Raw genomic sequence first — 16,874 nt, 5'->3', positions numbered from 1 at the left:
GAGCGCCGCAAGGCGATGCGCTTCCGGAATCCCATCGCCTCGCAAGCGATGCCGGAAGCGAAACGAACACCAGGTGCGCCTCGCGGCGCTCCATGCCCCTCAAAGTTTGGGGCGGAACTACAAGTTTACCTCGCGCGATGCGCGAGAACGAATGCGCACGCCTTTCGTTGGCGCGAATGGGGCAAGCCCCACACGCGCATGCTGTTTGAAAATTGAATCGGGAAGTTAAGATGACGCACGCCGTTGCAACGCTCTCAGTCGTCATCACCGGGCTTGACCCGGTGATCCACGCCTTGCTTGCAATATCGAAGAGTAGACGTGGATGGCCGGGTCAAGCCCGGCCATGACGAACTACGAGTGGGAAACTCTTGCCATACACTCAATCGTTGTCCCCGCCTACGCGGGGACAACATCGAGAAAAATCACGTCGTATCCTTGCGCGCCTTGTTGACCGCGTCCGCCAGCGACATCTTGGCAGAACCGGGCTTGAGCGGTTTCTGCTGGCTCTCATGCGGCGCCCAGCCGGACAGCCAGACCACATCGAAGGTGGCGCGGATGCGCCCGTCCGGATCGGCAAAGCGCTCCGCATAAATCTGCGCCATCTTCAGAAACGTCGCGCGGCGCGACGGCGTGCGGCGGCGCTCGTTCAGAATGTTGGTCGCGCCCATGCGCCGCAAATCCTGCATCAGCGCGAATGCATTATCGTAGCGCACAACAATGCGGTCCACGTCCGTCACCGGCAATGCGAAACCCGCGCGTTGCAACAGCGCGCCGAGATCGCGAAGATCGGCAAACGGCGCGACGCGCGGCGACACGCCGCCCTCAACTTCAGCTTCCGCAGCCGCAAAGGATTGCCGCAACTCGGTCAGCGTCTCACCGCCAATCATGGCAGCAAGAAAAAGGCCGTCCGGCTTCAGTGCTCGGCGGATCTGCGCCAGCACACCCGGCAAGTCGTTGACGAATTGCAGTGCCAGCGCGGAGACCACGAGATCGGCGGAGCCTGGCGCAAGCGCCAGCGGCTCGGCATCGGAGGCCGGCAAGACCACCGGCACCGTGCGCTGACCGGTCACGGCCAGCGCAACACCTAGCCGATCGCCCGGTGTGCCAAGATCGACACTTTCTGAAAATTCTCTCAGCACCGCATGCAGCCGCTCGACCAGATCTTCAGATACGCGATCAAGCAGAAAGGTCGCCGGCCCCTGCTTCACCGCGCGGGTCTGCCGGTCGCGCAACAGGGCACGATCGAACAGGCGTGGCGGCATATCGGCTGCGGACGAGGTCATAGCCGTAGGTACGCCCTTAGAGACTGGTCTGGCAATTCCCTGCGTGCCGATACGGCAAGCGCGTATTGGAATCGGACCACTGGCCGCGCTTGTTTCCGGCAAGGACAGGAACTAGCCTCTGGCGGCGGGGAAGATCATGTCGGGGCGCGATCAGGCATCGTCACATCCTTCAGGCCGGCTGCGTCAGCCGCTGCTTGGCATGCTTCGAACCGCCCTCGCCTCACTTCCGCGCGCAGCCCTCGACATCGCCCTGCCGACGCTCTGTGTGTCGTGCCGCGAACCGGTTGCCGGCGACGGCGTTTGCGCCGCTTGCTGGGCCAGACTGTCGTTCATCGCGCCGCCGTTCTGCGCGCGGCTCGGCATTCCCTTTGTCTACGATCCGGGACCCGGTTTGCTGTCGATGCAGGCGATCGCCAATCCGCCGGCCTATCAGCGCGCGCGCGCCGCGGTCCGCTACGACGAGGTGGCGCGGACCATGGTCCATGCCCTGAAGTATCAGGACCGCACCGACCTCGCGCCGGTCATGGGCCGCTGGATGGCGCGCGCCGGGCAGGAACTTCTCGGCGATGCCGACGCCCTCGTTCCGGTGCCGCTGCATTGGCGGCGCGGATGGAGCCGCCGCTACAACCAGTCCGGCACGCTGGCTGCGGTGATCGGTAAATCGGCGCATCTCCCCGTGGTGGGAAACGCCCTGCGGCGTGTCCGCCCAACCCTTCAGCAGGTTGGTCTTTCCAAGGCGGACCGCGCGCTCAACGTGCAGGGCGCGTTCAAGGTGCCCCCGGAGGACAAATCTTCCGTGCAGGGCCGCCGGATTGTGCTGATTGACGATGTTTTGACCTCCGGCGCGACCGTTGACGCCTGCGCACGTGCGCTGCTGCGGGCCAGGGCTGCGTCGGTGGATGTGCTGGTGTTCGCCCGGGTTGTGGACACGGTTTGAGCGCCCATATAATTTCAAACCCCTGTTAATTGGGTCTTCCCTCTTCACAAAGGCAAGCCATGCCCGCTCTCGTCGAGATCTACACACGCCCCGGATGCGGCTATTGCAGCGCTGCGAAGTCGCTGCTCTCTCGCAAGAGCGCGGCCTTCACCGAATTCGATGTCGCGGTTGATCCGAGCTGGCGCGCCGAGATGGTCGAACGCTCCAGCGGCGGCGCGACGTTTCCGCAAATCTTCATCGACAAGCAGCATGTCGGCGGCTGCGACGAACTCTATGCGCTCGACCGCGAAGGCAGGCTCGATGGTCTGCTCGCCGGCCAGAAGGTATCTTCATGACAGCCAGCATCGAAAGCGGCGCTCCGTTCACCGCAGCCATGGTGCAGATGCGCACCGCGATGCGGCCGGAGACCAGTCTTGAACAGGGAATTGCGCTGATCCGCGAAGCCAAGGCCAAGGGCGCGGACTACGTCCAGACGCCTGAGGTCACCAACATCATCCAGCAGAACCGCAAGGCGCTGTTCGAACTGCTCGCGACCGAGGAAGACGACCGTTCGCTCAAGGCGTACCGCGAACTGGCGCGCGAGTTGAAGATTTACCTGCATATCGGGTCACTCGCGGTTCGCGCCAATCCCGAGCGCGCGGCAAATCGTTCGTTCCTGATCGCGCCGGATGGCAACATCCTTGCCAGCTACGACAAGATCCACATGTTCGATATCGAACTCGACGGCGGCGAGAGCTACCGCGAGTCCGCCAACTATCAGCCGGGCGAAACCGCCGTCATCTCCGATCTGCCGTGGGGCCGGATCGGGCTGACGATCTGTTACGATGTTCGCTTTCCCGCGCTCTACCGTGCGCTCGCCGAGGCTGGCGCCTCCTTCATCACCGTTCCGTCCGCTTTCACGGTCAGGACCGGCGAGGCACACTGGAGCACCCTGCTGCGCGCCCGCGCCATCGAGAACGGCTGCTTCATTTTCGCGGCCGCGCAGGCCGGCAAGCATGAAAGCGGCCGCGAGACTTACGGCCACTCGCTGATCGTCGATCCGTGGGGCGAAATCCTCGCCGAAGGCGGCGTCGAGCCTGGTGTGGTGCTGGCGAAGATCGATCCGGCGAAGGTGATTGCGGTTCGCAAGAGCATTCCCTCTCTGCAGCACGGCCGCCGCTTCGGAATTGCCGATCCGAAGGCCGGACCGGAGCACCTGCATCTCGTACGAGGATCGGCATGATCCGCTACGCGCTGCGCTGTGAGCGCGGCCACACCTTCGAGAGCTGGTTTCAGAGTTCCGCTGCTTACGACAGTCAGCACAAGCGTGGGCTCATCGCCTGCCCGACGTGCGAGTCCACCAAGGTGGAAAAGGCCATCATGGCTCCGCGCATCACGCGCAAGGGAAAATCCAAATCGGCGCCTGAGCTTGCAGCAGCGCCTGCCGAAGAGACACCGTCAACGCCGCTGGTGATGGCGCCGCAGGAACGCGAGCTTCTTTCGAAGCTGAAGGAATTGCGCGACAACGTTCTCAAGAATGCGGACAATGTCGGCAACAAGTTCCCCGAAGAAGCCCGCAAGATGCATTACGGCGACACCGAGCATCGCGCGATCTATGGCGAGGCAACCACCGAAGAGGCGCGCGCGCTGATCGACGAAGGCATCGAGGTCGCCCCCCTGCCCGTACTGCCGGGCGACAGGAATTAAGGCACGTTCTCATGAAGCGGCCAGCCCTGCTCCGGCATGGTCGCGCACGGCAACCTGGCAGAAGCTCCGACCGAGCACACCCCAGCCACGTACATCTCAACCATCCTTTCGAAGCTCTCGTCATACGAATGGACTTGCGAGAATGAGCCCAGGATCTGATGCATGGTAAAGCCGCGCACTAAGCTGCGAAGCATATACCAAGCGCTTTCTGCGTGTTGCCCATGCACTCCACATTCAGCGAGAACAGATTGAATGAAGTCGCAAAGTTCTTTGTCGCCTGCCCGCCACTCGGCACAATCAATTGTGGCCGTTCTGGATGTGGCAGCCCACAAGGCGGGACGGTCCAACGCATACTGTCGCATTTCTCGGGCAACCGACTTCAAGGCGTCAAATGACGTTTGGTCCTTGCATGCTGTCTTCAACCTAACGAGCAGGTCGCGATACCCCTTTATGGCGAAGAATCTCCGCAATTCCGGGATCGGATAACGCTTGTCGCCGCAGAAATCTTTTACCTCTGAGGCGAGATCTCTAGCGAGCAGTTGATCCCAGGATGCTGACAACATTTGATCAACGTTAAAGCTACGTTCGCTCATAAATCCAGACTCGCGTTCAGGAGGAAGGTCGGTTGTCTTCTCAGATACAAGACTTCGATCAGGTTGCCGCGTGTGCTGACTCTCCTGCATTGTTTGGAGACCAGCCTTGGAGGGGGCGTGAATAAGAGGTGGAACTGGGTGAGATCGCCCGGAAGAATCGCCTCAATTTGGGCCCCGAGGTCCCAAACGCTCAAGACCCGGCAGTTTGTGGCCCACAATCCATCGACCGACGTGCATCTCGCGTAAAGTGGAGTGGAGAAAGCTACGCGCTTCGGCTTCGCCAGACTCAAGGACGGAAACCCCAGCGTCTGCCTGGTCCTCGACTCATTGGCGAGGACAATGGCTCGTAGGCGGGAAACGTTTCCCGGCTCTACTGAAAGCTGTTCTGACAGTTGAGTCGCCTGACGGTCGTGCATCGTCGGTCGTTGCATCTGCAGCCCGTATTTTCGTTAATGCCGGCGAAGAAGTCCTGGGTTCCCTGAGAGTGAACCTCCAACAACGGAGTTTCGAGTTGCGTTTGTTGCTAGCAAATGGTGTGTGCTTGTATTCGGCTACCATGGATCAATTCGTCGGCTAAGCGACGGTTAAGGAACGGCAACCAGTTGAAAGCGATATTCTCGACCTCTGCGGTTCACCCCCGCGACCGATTTGATTATTGGCACAGCGTCGCCTGCAAAGAGATCATCGGTCATGACTCTGTGCCGGAGAATCGGGCGACGTTTCAGGCTGAGATCAAAGCCGCGAACTTCGGCAATCTGGACCTTGTTGAATTCAACAACTCGCCGATGCAGGTCGCTCACACGTTGGCCCACGTTGGGCGCACCAGTCCAGACACAGTGTTCCTGTGTTACCAGTTGTCGGGTAAAATCTTTATCGTCCAGAACGCGCGCGAGGTTAGCCTGGACGCCGGTTCGCTGACACTTCTTGAGCCGCGCTTGCCTTATGATGCGAGGTTTTCGCGAGATTCGAAAACCCTTGTTATCAAGGCTCCGCGTCGGGAGCTACGCGCACGAATCGGTGGTTGCCAGGATTTGATCGGGCGCCGTGTGTCGGCAGAGCGGGCGGACGATGATCTGGCACTTTCTGTTGCTGCAAAGCTGCCATTGCTCGCTGGGACGATCACTTCTTTAATGGAAGAAATGGTCGGAAATCATGTCCTCGACTTAATCGGATTATCCATTGCGAGAACAACTGGGAGCGCTACTGCTCGCGTCTCGAGTCCAAAAGCGCTGTTGCTGGGACAGATTCGTGCAGTGGTCGAAGCGAGGCTCACCGATCCCGACCTCGACGGACAGAAGGTCGCCGATATTGTCGGAATAAGCGTCCGATATGCGAACGCAATTCTTGCCGAACAGGATCTCTCACTTCACCGTCTCATTCTCTCCCGGCGGCTCTCACATTGCCGGGTTGCTTTCGAAGATCCCAACCAGATGCATCGAACCATAGCCGAAATCGCGCTGGGATGGGGGTTTTCGGACATGACGCACTTTGGCCGCTGCTTTAAAGCAGCGTATGGGGCTTCACCGCGCGAGTATCAGAAATCGGCGGCGCAATCCCGGCAAGATGGTCGGCTCTGACCCTAGGCGCGCTTCGAGAGAAAAGAGTGGCGACCTCCGTCGGCGGTCCGCTAGGGTACCCGACGAGGCGCAATGGCTCGGCGCTCATGAGTCTGCGTCCTAGATCAAACCGGGGAGCCACCCGAGAACCTGATATGAGCCCCGATTCGATGTCCTGGTCCGGTTCATGGCAGATGTGGGCGCTGCTGTCGGCGACGTTTGCCGCGCTGACCGCGATTTTCGCCAAGATAGGCGTCGAGGATATCAACCCCGACCTCGCAACGTTCATCCGCACCGTTATCGTGCTGGCCAGCTTTGCGGTTATTCTCTTCGCGACCGGACAGTTCAGTGCACCGGGACCGGTCTCAACAAGGACATGGACATTTCTCGTCCTGTCCGGGCTCGCAACCGGCGCATCATGGCTGTGTTACTTCCGTGCGCTGAAACTCGGGCCCGCCACACTTGTCGCGCCCATCGACAAGCTGAGCGTCGTGCTGGTGGCGCTGTTCGCGTTTCTGTTTCTTGGCGAGCGGCCCTCCGCCACCGGCTGGCTTGGCATTGCGCTCATTGCCGCGGGCGCGGTGCTGCTCGCCGTCAAGAAATAGTTCAGCCCGCCACCAGCATCGCAACGCCGATCAGGATCAGCGCGATGCCGGACATCTCCCGCAGCGATATTTTCTGCTTCATCGAGAAGTAGGCGACGGCCTGTGCGAACAGCACCTCGACCAGCGCCAGCGTCCGCACATTCGCCGCAGCCGTGAGTGCGAAAGCGAGAAACCAGAACAATGAAGCGAACGATCCCATGAAGCCTGCGAACATCGACGGCTTCCAGAGCCGGAAGATCGCCGTCATCGTTCCGGGCGAACGCACGATCAGCCAGCCGGACAGCACGATGGTCTGCATCAGCAGTGTCGCCACCAGCGTGACGCTCGCCGCAGTGACGAAGCTCACGCCGGTGACATTGAGAATGGCGCCGCGATAGCCCACCGCCGAGAGCGCGAAGAACGATGCCGCCACAAGGCCAAGTAACGTGGGCTTGAGATCGCCGAACCCCTTCATGCCGCTGGGCCGCAGCGCCGTAATCACCACCCCGATGGTGGCGATCAGAATCGCCGCAACCTTCAACACCGTGAGATGATCCGACAGGAACACAAAGCCGAAGATCGCCGCCTGAATAGCCTCGGTCTTCAGATATGCCGTCGTGACCACGAACGAGCGCTCGTTCATGGCCATCAGCATCAGGGCAGTGGCAAGAATCTGCGCCATGCCGCCAACCACCAGCCACGCCCAGAAGCCGGTCTCGGGCCATGACAACCGGTCGCCATTGACGGCAAGAATCAGTCCGAGAAAGACCAGCGAAAACGGAAATCCGAACAGGAAGCGGATATGGGTCGCCCCTAACGTCCCGAGCTGGGCCGTAAGCCCGCGCTGCATGGCGTTGCGCACGACCTGTCCCCCCGCCGCCAGCAGGGTGAAAGGTATCCAGAGCCAAACGAACTGGGTCATGGGACAAGGCCGGAGCGGCAGGAGCGCCGCAGCCCAGAGGCCATTGTCAGCGGCCCGGGTCAACCGGCACGATCTCATGCCGGTGTTGCACGATCCTAGACGGCCGCTTCCGCGATCACCATATAGTTCACGTCCATGTCGGACGACAGACTCCAGCGGTCGGCCAGCGGATTGTAGACCACGCCTGCCTGATCGCTGATGGCGAGCTTGTTGCGCTCGAGATGAAGCGTCAGCTCGGCCGGCGTGACGAACTTGTCCCATTGATGGGTGCCGCGCGGCAGCCAGCGCAGGATGTATTCCGCGCCGACGATCGCAAGCGCAAAACTCTTCCAGGTCCGGTTGATGGTCGAGGCCACCATCATGCTGGTCGGCTTGAGCAGCGCCGCACAGCGGTCGAGGAACATCCCGACATTGGCGACATGTTCGACAACCTCCATCGCGAGCACGATGTCGAAGCGCTCGCGCGGGTCCATCTCTTCGATGGTCGTGCAGCGGTAGTCGATGGAGAGGTGACCCCGCTCGGCATGTAGTTTTGCGACGGCGATGTTGGTGTCCGACGGATCGACGCCGATCACCTGGGCGCCAAGCCGGGTCAGCGGTTCGCACAGCAGGCCCGCGCCGCAGCCGATGTCGAGGATGCGCAGGCCCGACAGACAGTTCAGGCTCTTCGGGTTGCGGTCGAATTTGCGGCACGCCGCATCGCGGATATAGGCCAGCCGCAGCGGATTGATCTTGTGCAGGGGAGCCATCTTGCCCTTCGGGTCCCACCACTGTTCGGACAGCTCCGAGAACCGCGCGACTTCGCCGGGATCGACCGTGGACACCGATGGAGAATTTGTACTCATACCGAGCGTTTACCGGGTTATCGACATGCCTGTCGAACGTTAGCGCGCCGTGATGTGATTGCGGAATTCGATCGGCGCGCCGATCATCTTTATCGTCTTCGTGCCCTCCCCGACACCGTTAACCCTGACATCTCCCCACCCAAAAATCCGCCCGAGGATACTCTGGGTCACGTCGACGCTTTCGATTTTATCCAAACTGATCTCAAAAGTCTGACGCTGGATAAATCCCTCCTTGTGAACCACCCGGAGCGATGTCACGTCGGTCTCCGTGATCCAGCGTTGAAACCAGGCCTTGAGCACCAGAAACACGCCTGCAAGCCCCAGCAGGGCGCCCACTGCGGCCAGCGGGAAAATAACGCCCCCGCCCGAGGCCACCAGACAAGCCGCCGCACCGGCGAGGCATAGCAGCCCTGGCGCATAGACGATCCCGTGAATCGTGGTCGAATACAGGATCTTCTCCCCCGGCTGCAGGATATCGTCGATATAACGGCCCATTCCTGTCCCCAATCACGTCCTCAGGACCAAGCGTGTTGCTTGCCCCCGACCTGCTGGGTATGTATAGCCGCCTTTTCGGGGCCATGCCTCCGTTTTGCACGGAACCGGCTCCTTACTGAAATCAGCTAACCGGGACAGCGCCATTTACCATGGGCCGCCTTGTGATGAAATTCGGCGGCACGTCCGTCGCCAACATCGACCGTATCCGTAACGTCGCGCAGCATGTGAAGCGCGAGGTCGACGCCGGTCATGACGTCGCCGTTGTCGTGTCGGCCATGTCCGGCAAGACCAACGAGCTGGTGGCGTGGGCCACCGAGACATCTCCGCTGCATGACGCGCGCGAATACGACGCGATCGTCGCATCAGGCGAACAGGTCACGTCCGGTCTGCTCGCCATCGCGTTGCAGGCGCTGGGCGTCCAGGCGCGCTCGTGGCAGGGCTGGCAGATTCCGATCCACACCAGTGACGCGCATGCATCCGCCCGCATCACCGGCATCGACGGCAGCGAACTGATCAAGCGCTTCAAGGAGCGCAAGGAAGTCGCCGTGATCGCGGGCTTCCAGGGTATTCACCAGCCGACAGGACGCGTGACCACGCTCGGCCGCGGCGGCTCCGACACCTCGGCGGTTGCGATTGCAGCCGCGATCCACGCCGACCGCTGCGACATCTACACCGATGTTGACGGCGTCTATACCACCGATCCGCGCGTGGTGCCGAAAGCGCGGCGGCTGGAGAAGGTCGCGTTCGAGGAAATGCTGGAAATGGCGTCGCTTGGCGCCAAGGTGCTTCAGGTCCGCTCCGTGGAACTGGGCATGGTTCACAACGTCCCGGTGTTCGTGCGCTCGAGCTTCGACAAGCCGGAAGATATCGATCCCCACGGCACGCCGCCGGGAACGCTGATTTGCAGCGAGGAGGAAATCATGGAAAGCCAGGTCGTCACCGGTATCGCCTTCTCGAAGGATGAAGCGCAGATTTCCGTGCGCCAGATCGAGGACAAGCCGGGTATCGCGGCCGCGATCTTCGGACCGCTGGCAGACGCCAGCATCAATGTCGACATGATCGTGCAGAACGTGTCCGAGGACGGCAAATATACCGACCTCACCTTCACCGTTCCGGCCTCCGAATACACCCGCGCCAAGGACACCATCACCAAGGCCAAGGACAAGATCGGCTACAAGGCGATGGACTCGGCAACCGACGTCGCCAAGGTCTCGGTGATCGGTATCGGCATGCGCAGCCATGCGGGCGTCGCCGCGCAGGCTTTCAAGGCGCTGTCCGAGCGCAACATCAACATCCGCGCCATCACCACATCCGAGATCAAGTTCTCGCTGCTGATCGACGCCGCCTATACCGAGCTGGCGGTGCGGACACTGCACACCCTCTACGGGCTGGATCAGGCCTGAGGCCCGATCCCGCCTTCACTCCGCCGCGGCGTTTTGCCGAGGTCAATTTGCTGGACTGCCTCTCATCTTTGGCAGGTGTTTTGCTTGGCAAAACGCGCCTCAATTCGATATAGCCTCAGGATAAGGCACCCGCGCCCGCGCCTCTGGTTCTGGACCGTCTGCGATGTCCCAAAACCGGCCAAGCGGTTTACGCGAGACCTGAAAAGTCGTTATTTTACTGCTAGTTAACGCTATGGCAGCCGGTTGCGGGCCGTGCTGGAATTGCGGGTAAGGATGTCAACGGATGCGGAGCGCGCTGGGAGGCCCCCGCGTCTTGTTGAGACGGCTCCGCGAAGTGATGGCCGAACAGGTCAGCGCTCAGGAGCGGCTCGACAAGATCGTGGTGCTGATCGCCGCCAATATGGTGGCGGAGGTCTGCTCGACCTACGTGCTGCGCGTCGACAACACCCTTGAGCTTTACGCCACCGAAGGTCTGAACCGCGACGCCGTCCACCAGACGGTGCTGAACGCGCATGAGGGCCTCGTCGGCCTCGTGGCCTCCGAAGCCACGCCGCTGAACCTGTCGAACGCGCAGTCGCATCCGGCGTTCTCATATCGCCCGGAAACCGGCGAAGAAATCTACCATTCGTTCCTCGGCGTGCCGATCCTGCGCTCTGGCAACACGCTCGGCGTGCTGGTGGTGCAGAACCGCGCGCACCGAACCTACGTCGAAGAGGAAGTCGAAGCACTGCAGACCACCGCGATGGTGGTCGCGGAGATGATCGCCTCGGGCGAGTTGTCGTCGATCGCACGTCCCGGCGCCGAACCCGCCGCACGTCATTCGTTGCACAAGACCGGCGCGATCCTCTCGGACGGCATCGCGCTAGGCCATGTGGTGCTGCACGAACCGCGCGTCGTCATCACCAACTACATTGCCGAAGACCTGCCCAAGGAACTCAAGCGGCTAGACACGGCGATCCTGAAACTTCGCTCTGATCTCGACCGCATGCTGGAGCGTGGCGATGTCGCCGAAGGCGGCGAGCACCGCGACGTGCTCGAGGCCTACCGCATGTTCGCCAACGACCAGGGCTGGCAGCACAAACTGCATGAAGCCGTGGCCACGGGTCTTACGGCTGAGGCCGCCGTGGAGCGCGTGCAGTCGGATACCCGCGCGCGCATGCTGCGCTCGACCGATCCTTATCTGCGCGATCGCCTGCACGATCTGGAAGACCTCGGCCACCGGCTGATGCGCCAGCTGGTCGGACAGGACCACGCGCCGTCACGCGAGCAATTGCCCGACAACGCCATCCTGATTGCGCGTTCGATGGGCCCGGCAGCCCTGCTCGATTACGATCGCAAGCGGCTGCGCGGCCTTGTGCTCGAAGAAGGCACCGCCAATTCGCACGTGTCGATCGTCGCGCGCGCACTCGGCATTCCCGCCGTCGGCGAGGTGGCGAACGCCGCAGGCATCGCCGATCCCGGCGACGCGATCATCGTGGACGGCACCTCGGGCTCGATCTACATCCGCCCGTCGAACGAAATTCAATCCGCTTACGCCGAACGCGTTCGCTTCCGCGCGCGCCGGCAGGAGCAGTACCGCGAACTCCGCGACAAGCCCTGCGTAACCAAGGACGGCCAGCCAGTCGACCTGATGATCAACGCCGGTCTTGTGATCGACCTGCCTCACATCGACGACACCGGCTCGTCCGGCATCGGACTGTTCCGCACCGAACTGCAGTTCATGGTCGGCCAGAGCCTGCCGCGCACCAGCGAACAGCTCGCGCTGTACCGCTCTGTGCTGGACGCGGCCGGGGACAAGCCGGTGACCTTCCGCACCCTCGATATCGGCGGCGACAAGGCCCTGCCGTACATGGACACCATCGTCGAGGAAAATCCGGCGCTCGGCTGGCGCGCGATCCGGCTCGGCCTCGACCGGCCCGGCCTGCTGCGCGGTCAGATTCGCGCGCTGCTGCGTGCAGCCTCTGGGCGTTACCTGCGCGTGATGTTCCCGATGATCTCGCAGGTCGATGAATTCGATCAGGCCAAGCTCGTGATCGAGCGCGAACTGACCTATCTGCGCCAGCACGGACATACGCTGCCTGAGCGCGTCGATGTCGGCACCATGGTCGAGGTCCCGGCACTGCTCTATCAGATGGACGAACTGCTCAAGCGGGTCGACTTCATTTCGGTCGGCTCGAACGACCTGTTCCAGTTTCTGTTCGCGGTCGATCGCGGCAACTCGCGGGTCACGGACCGCTTCGATACGCTGTCTGCGCCGATCCTGCGGGCCCTGCGCGACATCGCGAAGAAGGCCAACGCGGCAGGCAAGTCCGTCTCGCTGTGCGGCGAGATGGCCTCGCAGCCGCTCGGCGCACTGGCGCTGATCGCGCTTGGCTACCGCTCGCTGTCGCTGTCGGCGACGGCGCATGGTCCGGTGAAGGCCCTGATTCTCGATCTCGACGCCAGGAAAGCCGAGGCCATGATAACGCCGCTGCTGGATGCGCCGGCCGGAAGCGTCTCGATTCGCAGCAAGCTGATGGAATTCGCCGAAGCCGAAGGGCTTTCGTTGTAGCGACGCTTCCGGACATTGCCGAAGCCCCGCCCGCTGAATTCATTTTGATCGATCGAGACCCATGACCACACTGCCCGAAGTTAAACTCGATGCCTTGCTGGCGCGTCATGCTTCACTTGAGGCCGAACTGCTCGGCCAGGTGAACTCGGAAACCTATGTTCGCATCACCCGCGAACTGAGCGAACTGACGCCCGTGGCCGATGCCGTTAAGGCATATCGGTCCGCGGTCGACGAAATCGCCGGCATCGATGCGCTGATCGCCGATCCCGCCACCGAATCCGATATGCGGGCAATGGCGGAAAGCGAACGGCCGCAGCTTGAGGCCCGGCGCGATCAACTCGCGCAGGATATCCGCATCGCGCTGTTGCCCAAGGACGCGATGGACGAGCGCAACGTGATGCTCGAAATCCGCGCCGGCACCGGCGGCGACGAAGCCTCGCTATTCGCCGGCGACCTGTTCCGCATGTATGAGCGCTTTGCTTCATTGCAGGGCTGGAAGGTGGACCTGATTTCCGCCTCCGAGGGCACCATGGGCGGATACAAGGAAATTGTCGCAGAGGTGCAAGGCCGCGGCGCATTCGCCAAGCTGAAATTCGAATCCGGCGTGCACCGCGTGCAGCGCGTACCCGACACAGAAACCCAGGGCCGCATCCATACCTCTGCGGCGACCGTGGCTGTGCTGCCGGAGGCTGAAGATGTCGACGTCGCCATCAAGAATGACGATCTGCGGATCGAGACCATGCGCGCACAGGGCGCCGGCGGTCAGCACGTCAACAAGACAGAGTCCGCGATCCGCATCACACACATTCCGACCGGCATTGTGGTCAACATGCAGGACAGCCGCTCGCAGCATAAGAACCGCGCCAGCGCGATGAACATCCTGCGCTCGCGCATCTACGACGCCGAGCGGCAGCGTATCGACGCCGAACGCTCCGCCGAGCGGAAGGGCCAGGTCGGCTCCGGCGACCGCTCCGAACGCATCAGGACCTATAACTTTCCGCAGGGCCGCGTCACCGACCACCGCATCAATCTCACGCTCTACAAACTGCCGCAGGTGATCGCGGGCGACGCGCTCGGCGAACTGGTCGATGCCCTGACCACGGAGCATCAGGCCAAACTGCTCGCGGAACAGGGCAACACACTGTGAGCGCGAACGACCCGTTCGCCGGACTGACTATCGAGGCGGCGCGGCGTGCCTTGGCCTCACAACTCAAGACAAACGGCGTCGAAACGCCCGACCTCGACGCTCGGATGCTGATCGGCGCGGCGCTTGATCTCGATCACACCGGCCTTGCCATCCAGTCAGCCCGCCTGATCACCGGCGATGAATCAAAAATGATCGCTGGTTTTGCGCAGCGTCGGATCGAGCATGAACCGGTGGCCCGCATTCTCGGCCGCAAGGAATTCTGGGGACTCGATTTCCACCTGTCGGATGCAACGCTGGTCCCGCGCCCCGACACCGAAACCATCGTCGAGGCTGCGCTTGAAACTTTCCGGAGCGACGCCGGGACCAGGGCGCTCCGCATCGCAGACATCGGCACCGGGTCCGGCGCGATTCTGCTCGCGCTGCTCTCCGAATTCCCCTCAGCGACGGGCATTGGCACCGACATCAGCGCGGCAGCTCTCGCAACCGCGGAGTTGAATGCACGCCGGTTCGGCCTCGCCGGGCGGGTCTCGTTCGTCCGGTGCGACTATGCGGCTGCGCTGTCCGGCCCGTTCGATCTGATCGTCTCGAACCCGCCCTACATCTGCTCCTCGGACATCGCCGCACTCGACCGCGACGTGCGCGATCACGACCCGCATCTGGCGCTGGATGGCGGCACGGATGGTCTGGACGCCTATCGTGCCATCATCCCTCAGGCGGCTGCCCTGCTCGGCGCGGGCGGCGTCCTCATCGTCGAGACCGGACACGATCAAAGCACGCCGGTGAGCGATCTGATGCATGCCGCGAAATTAACTCTCCCACGGCCGCCGGTGGCCGATCTGGGCGGCATTCATCGGGCCGTCATGGGGCAAAAAGCGGCGATTTAAAGGGTATCCGGGCCAGAAAAAACCTCTTGGAATATTGCCCCGGAGCGACTACGTTCCGGCCACAGCATCGGTTCAGGGCCGTGGCCCCCGCTCAGAAATGACGGGTCGAAGCCAGAAATTCCGCAAGGGATGCCCGCCGGGTGAAAGGTTCCTAAAAGGCAGGTCATGACGAGCGCGAAGGCTGAAAGAGCTGCGCTGCTCGGGACCGCGAAGCGAACGAAAGCCTGATATTGCGCTTGTACACTCAACTGCAAAACATCGCGCCTGTTAGTTCAGGCTGATCCGGCCCAGACGGCTCATTGCCTTCGGGCATTTGGAGAACGCGTCCTTGTTGAACGCGACGTACGAAAACCACGGTCTGACTATTTACGGTATCGCCGCCTGCGCGAATGCATTGCGCCGTGTCCGCACATCAATCACCACGATCCAAAATCGGTAAAAGGCATCAGATGAGAAACGGCCCGAACAACAACAAGCGCATGCGCAGCCGGAACAACAATAATAACAACAATAATAACAACCGGCGCGGACAGAACCCGATGACCCGGGTGTTCGAGTCCAACGGGCCGGATATCAAGATTCGCGGCACCGCCTCTCATGTCGCCGAAAAGTATGTTCAGCTTGCGCGCGATGCGCGTTCCTCCGGCGATCCCGTTGCCGCCGAAAACTACTACCAGCACGCCGAACACTATTTCCGCCTGATCGCCGCGGCGCAGGAACAGTTCCGCCAGAGCCAGCCGCAGCAGCAACCGATGCCGCGTCCGGAAGGCGATGCCCTCGACGACAATGGCGACGACAGCGACAGCTATTCCAACTTCGGCGCCGAGCCCGGCTTCGCGCCGTCGCAACAGCAGCAGCCGCAATTCCAGCCGCGTGAGGCCCAGCCGTATCCGCGTGAGCAGCAGCAGCCCCGCGAGCAGAACTTCCGCGATCGGGACCAGCGTTCACAGCCTCAGCCCGCCGAAGGCGCTCAGGTCGATCGCCTTCCGTCCTTCATCACCGGAGGCGCACAGCCGCAACCGAATGGAACCAACACGGACGGCAACCAGAATGGCGAACGCTTCAGCCATCGCCGCCGGCGCCGGCCGCCCGGACCGCGGCCTGAAGGTCAGGGCGCGCAGCCTGCCAGCGAGGATCTCAACTCGGCAGGCGAGTAAGCTGTATTCGATCTGATGTGATGGCCCGTCTGAGTTCTCTCAGGCGGGCTTTTTCATTCAGCCTGTGGCGGGCCGGTCGTCGCGCCGTGTCGGCGTCGGCAGGAGAACCGGCGGCATCGAGGGAATAAGCCGGGTGCGCTCGCGATGCGCCGGGATCGCGCGATAAACCTGCTTGGATGCTTCCACGATGTGAACGCCGGCGAACGGCGACGACACCGCAGCGCTCATCCGCTCCCACGCCACCGCCGAACGCAACACCCATCCGCCCTGGAATGGCGGCACGAACAGGGCTTCGCCCCAAGCCGTCGGCGTGAACCATGTCTGTCTCAGAAGTTGCGTGATCTGCGAACGTGAATACGGACGGCCGTGCCCGAATGGCGTGTTGTCGGTCCGCGACCACACCCCGCGCCGGTTGGGAATAATCGCCATCATCCGTCCCGAGGGCGCCAGCACGCGCCAGACTTCGCGCAACAGCCCTTCCGGATCGTCCGATATTTCCAGCGCATGAACCAGCAGAATGCGATCGACCGCAGCGTCCGCCAATGGCAGCGCGAATTCGTCGACCAGCGTTGACAATGTCGGTCGTGCGGTCGGCCATTTGAGGACACCTTGCGCGGCCGGCATCAGTGCGATGCACCGCTCGGCATCCTCTCGAAACAGCCCGAGATACGGCGTCGGGTAACCAAGTCCGGCGACGCGCAGACCATCCGCCTGTGGCCAGTGCCGCTGAATGCCGCGGCTGATCAAACGCCGCGCCACCGCACCGAGGCGCTGCGAATAGAAATTGCGCAGATCGATCACGTCGATTGTCATGGGATCAGTCTATCATGC

At 62.2% G+C, this 16,874-nt stretch carries 18 protein-coding genes; 12 read left to right on the top strand and 6 right to left on the bottom strand.

All coding sequences use genetic code 11. From position 1 onward, the window contains the following. Nucleotides 1-216 (top strand): hypothetical protein (locus I554_RS27475; protein WP_204366235.1); only part of this gene is annotated, 216 nt, incomplete at its 5' end. 206 nt (nucleotides 217-422) lie between these two features. Here I554_RS27475 and I554_RS0109495 read toward each other — a convergent pair. Further along, complete coding sequence (locus I554_RS0109495; protein WP_024575504.1) at nucleotides 423-1,283, bottom strand: methyltransferase domain-containing protein; 861 nt, start codon at nucleotides 1,281-1,283, stop codon at nucleotides 423-425. Between the two features lie 136 nt (nucleotides 1,284-1,419). Here I554_RS0109495 and I554_RS0109490 point away from each other — a divergent pair, with 136 nt between their 5' ends. From I554_RS0109490 to I554_RS0109475, 4 genes are read left to right on the top strand one after another with little or no spacing between them, the layout of a single operon-like run. Next, nucleotides 1,420-2,220 (top strand): ComF family protein, encoded by an 801-nt coding sequence (locus I554_RS0109490; RefSeq protein ID WP_029659722.1) that lies wholly within the window; start codon nucleotides 1,420-1,422, stop codon nucleotides 2,218-2,220. A gap of 59 nt (nucleotides 2,221-2,279) precedes the next feature. Further along, nucleotides 2,280-2,555 carry a glutaredoxin 3 gene (gene grxC, locus I554_RS0109485; protein ID WP_024575505.1) on the top strand — a complete coding sequence of 92 codons (276 nt, stop codon included), beginning with the start codon at nucleotides 2,280-2,282 and terminating at the stop codon, nucleotides 2,553-2,555. After that, a complete protein-coding gene (locus tag I554_RS0109480) occupies nucleotides 2,552-3,442 on the top strand; it encodes a carbon-nitrogen hydrolase family protein (RefSeq protein WP_024575506.1) in 891 nt (296 codons plus the stop codon). The genes grxC and I554_RS0109480 overlap by 4 nt, the downstream gene beginning before the upstream one ends. Further along, nucleotides 3,439-3,906 carry a DUF1178 family protein gene (locus I554_RS0109475; RefSeq protein ID WP_024575507.1) on the top strand — a complete coding sequence of 156 codons (468 nt, stop codon included), beginning with the start codon at nucleotides 3,439-3,441 and terminating at the stop codon, nucleotides 3,904-3,906. Before I554_RS0109480 ends, I554_RS0109475 begins: the two co-directional genes overlap by 4 nt. On the opposite strand, the gene I554_RS0109470 is transcribed toward I554_RS0109475, so the two are convergent. Continuing rightward, nucleotides 3,903-4,499: a TetR-like C-terminal domain-containing protein gene (locus tag I554_RS0109470; RefSeq protein ID WP_024575508.1), complete on the bottom strand. Its 597-nt coding sequence runs from the start codon at nucleotides 4,497-4,499 to the stop codon at nucleotides 3,903-3,905. The two genes, I554_RS0109475 and I554_RS0109470, sit on opposite strands and share 4 nt — an antisense overlap. A 602-nt stretch (nucleotides 4,500-5,101) precedes the next feature. Between I554_RS0109470 and I554_RS0109460 the strand changes: the two genes are divergently transcribed. Further along, nucleotides 5,102-6,076, top strand: a complete 975-nt coding sequence (locus I554_RS0109460; RefSeq protein WP_024575510.1) for a helix-turn-helix domain-containing protein — start codon at nucleotides 5,102-5,104, stop codon at nucleotides 6,074-6,076. Between the two features lie 134 nt (nucleotides 6,077-6,210). Further along, a complete protein-coding gene (locus I554_RS0109455; RefSeq protein ID WP_051358663.1) occupies nucleotides 6,211-6,660 on the top strand; it encodes an EamA family transporter in 450 nt (149 codons plus the stop codon). 1 nt (nucleotide 6,661) lies between these two features. Here the strand turns inward: I554_RS0109455 and I554_RS0109450 are convergent, their stop codons facing one another. From I554_RS0109450 to I554_RS0109440, 3 genes are all read right to left on the bottom strand, one after another. Next, complete coding sequence (locus I554_RS0109450; protein WP_024575512.1) at nucleotides 6,662-7,561, bottom strand: DMT family transporter; 900 nt, start codon at nucleotides 7,559-7,561, stop codon at nucleotides 6,662-6,664. 95 nt (nucleotides 7,562-7,656) lie between these two features. After that, nucleotides 7,657-8,406, bottom strand: a complete 750-nt coding sequence (gene ubiG, locus I554_RS0109445) for a bifunctional 2-polyprenyl-6-hydroxyphenol methylase/3-demethylubiquinol 3-O-methyltransferase UbiG (RefSeq protein ID WP_024575513.1) — start codon at nucleotides 8,404-8,406, stop codon at nucleotides 7,657-7,659. 39 nt (nucleotides 8,407-8,445) lie between these two features. Further along, entirely contained in the window at nucleotides 8,446-8,901 is a 456-nt protein-coding gene (locus tag I554_RS0109440; protein WP_024575514.1) for a PH domain-containing protein, read from the bottom strand. A gap of 149 nt (nucleotides 8,902-9,050) precedes the next feature. Here I554_RS0109440 and I554_RS0109435 point away from each other — a divergent pair, with 149 nt between their 5' ends. The 5 genes from I554_RS0109435 to I554_RS0109415 all read left to right on the top strand — a co-directional run bounded on the left by I554_RS0109435 (nucleotide 9,051) and on the right by I554_RS0109415 (nucleotide 16,043). After that, nucleotides 9,051-10,304, top strand: a complete 1,254-nt coding sequence (locus I554_RS0109435) for an aspartate kinase (RefSeq protein WP_024575515.1) — start codon at nucleotides 9,051-9,053, stop codon at nucleotides 10,302-10,304. Between the two features lie 283 nt (nucleotides 10,305-10,587). Next, a complete protein-coding gene (gene ptsP, locus I554_RS0109430; protein WP_024575516.1) occupies nucleotides 10,588-12,855 on the top strand; it encodes a phosphoenolpyruvate--protein phosphotransferase in 2,268 nt (755 codons plus the stop codon). A gap of 61 nt (nucleotides 12,856-12,916) precedes the next feature. Then, entirely contained in the window at nucleotides 12,917-14,002 is a 1,086-nt protein-coding gene (prfA, locus tag I554_RS0109425) for a peptide chain release factor 1 (RefSeq protein WP_024575517.1), read from the top strand. Next, entirely contained in the window at nucleotides 13,999-14,886 is an 888-nt protein-coding gene (prmC, locus tag I554_RS0109420; protein WP_024575518.1) for a peptide chain release factor N(5)-glutamine methyltransferase, read from the top strand. Before prfA ends, prmC begins: the two co-directional genes overlap by 4 nt. 449 nt (nucleotides 14,887-15,335) lie before the next feature. After that, nucleotides 15,336-16,043, top strand: coding sequence for a DUF4167 domain-containing protein (locus I554_RS0109415; RefSeq protein ID WP_024575519.1), 708 nt, complete (start codon nucleotides 15,336-15,338; stop codon nucleotides 16,041-16,043). A gap of 57 nt (nucleotides 16,044-16,100) precedes the next feature. Here the strand turns inward: I554_RS0109415 and I554_RS0109410 are convergent, their stop codons facing one another. After that, nucleotides 16,101-16,856 carry a methyltransferase domain-containing protein gene (locus tag I554_RS0109410; protein WP_024575520.1) on the bottom strand — a complete coding sequence of 252 codons (756 nt, stop codon included), beginning with the start codon at nucleotides 16,854-16,856 and terminating at the stop codon, nucleotides 16,101-16,103. Nucleotides 16,857-16,874: the final 18 nt, after the last annotated feature.

It is taken from the genome of Afipia sp. OHSU_II-C1 (assembly GCF_000497575.1).
GTDB lineage: Bacteria > Pseudomonadota > Alphaproteobacteria > Rhizobiales > Xanthobacteraceae > Afipia.
This window is presented reverse-complemented; position numbering and strand designations above follow the sequence as displayed.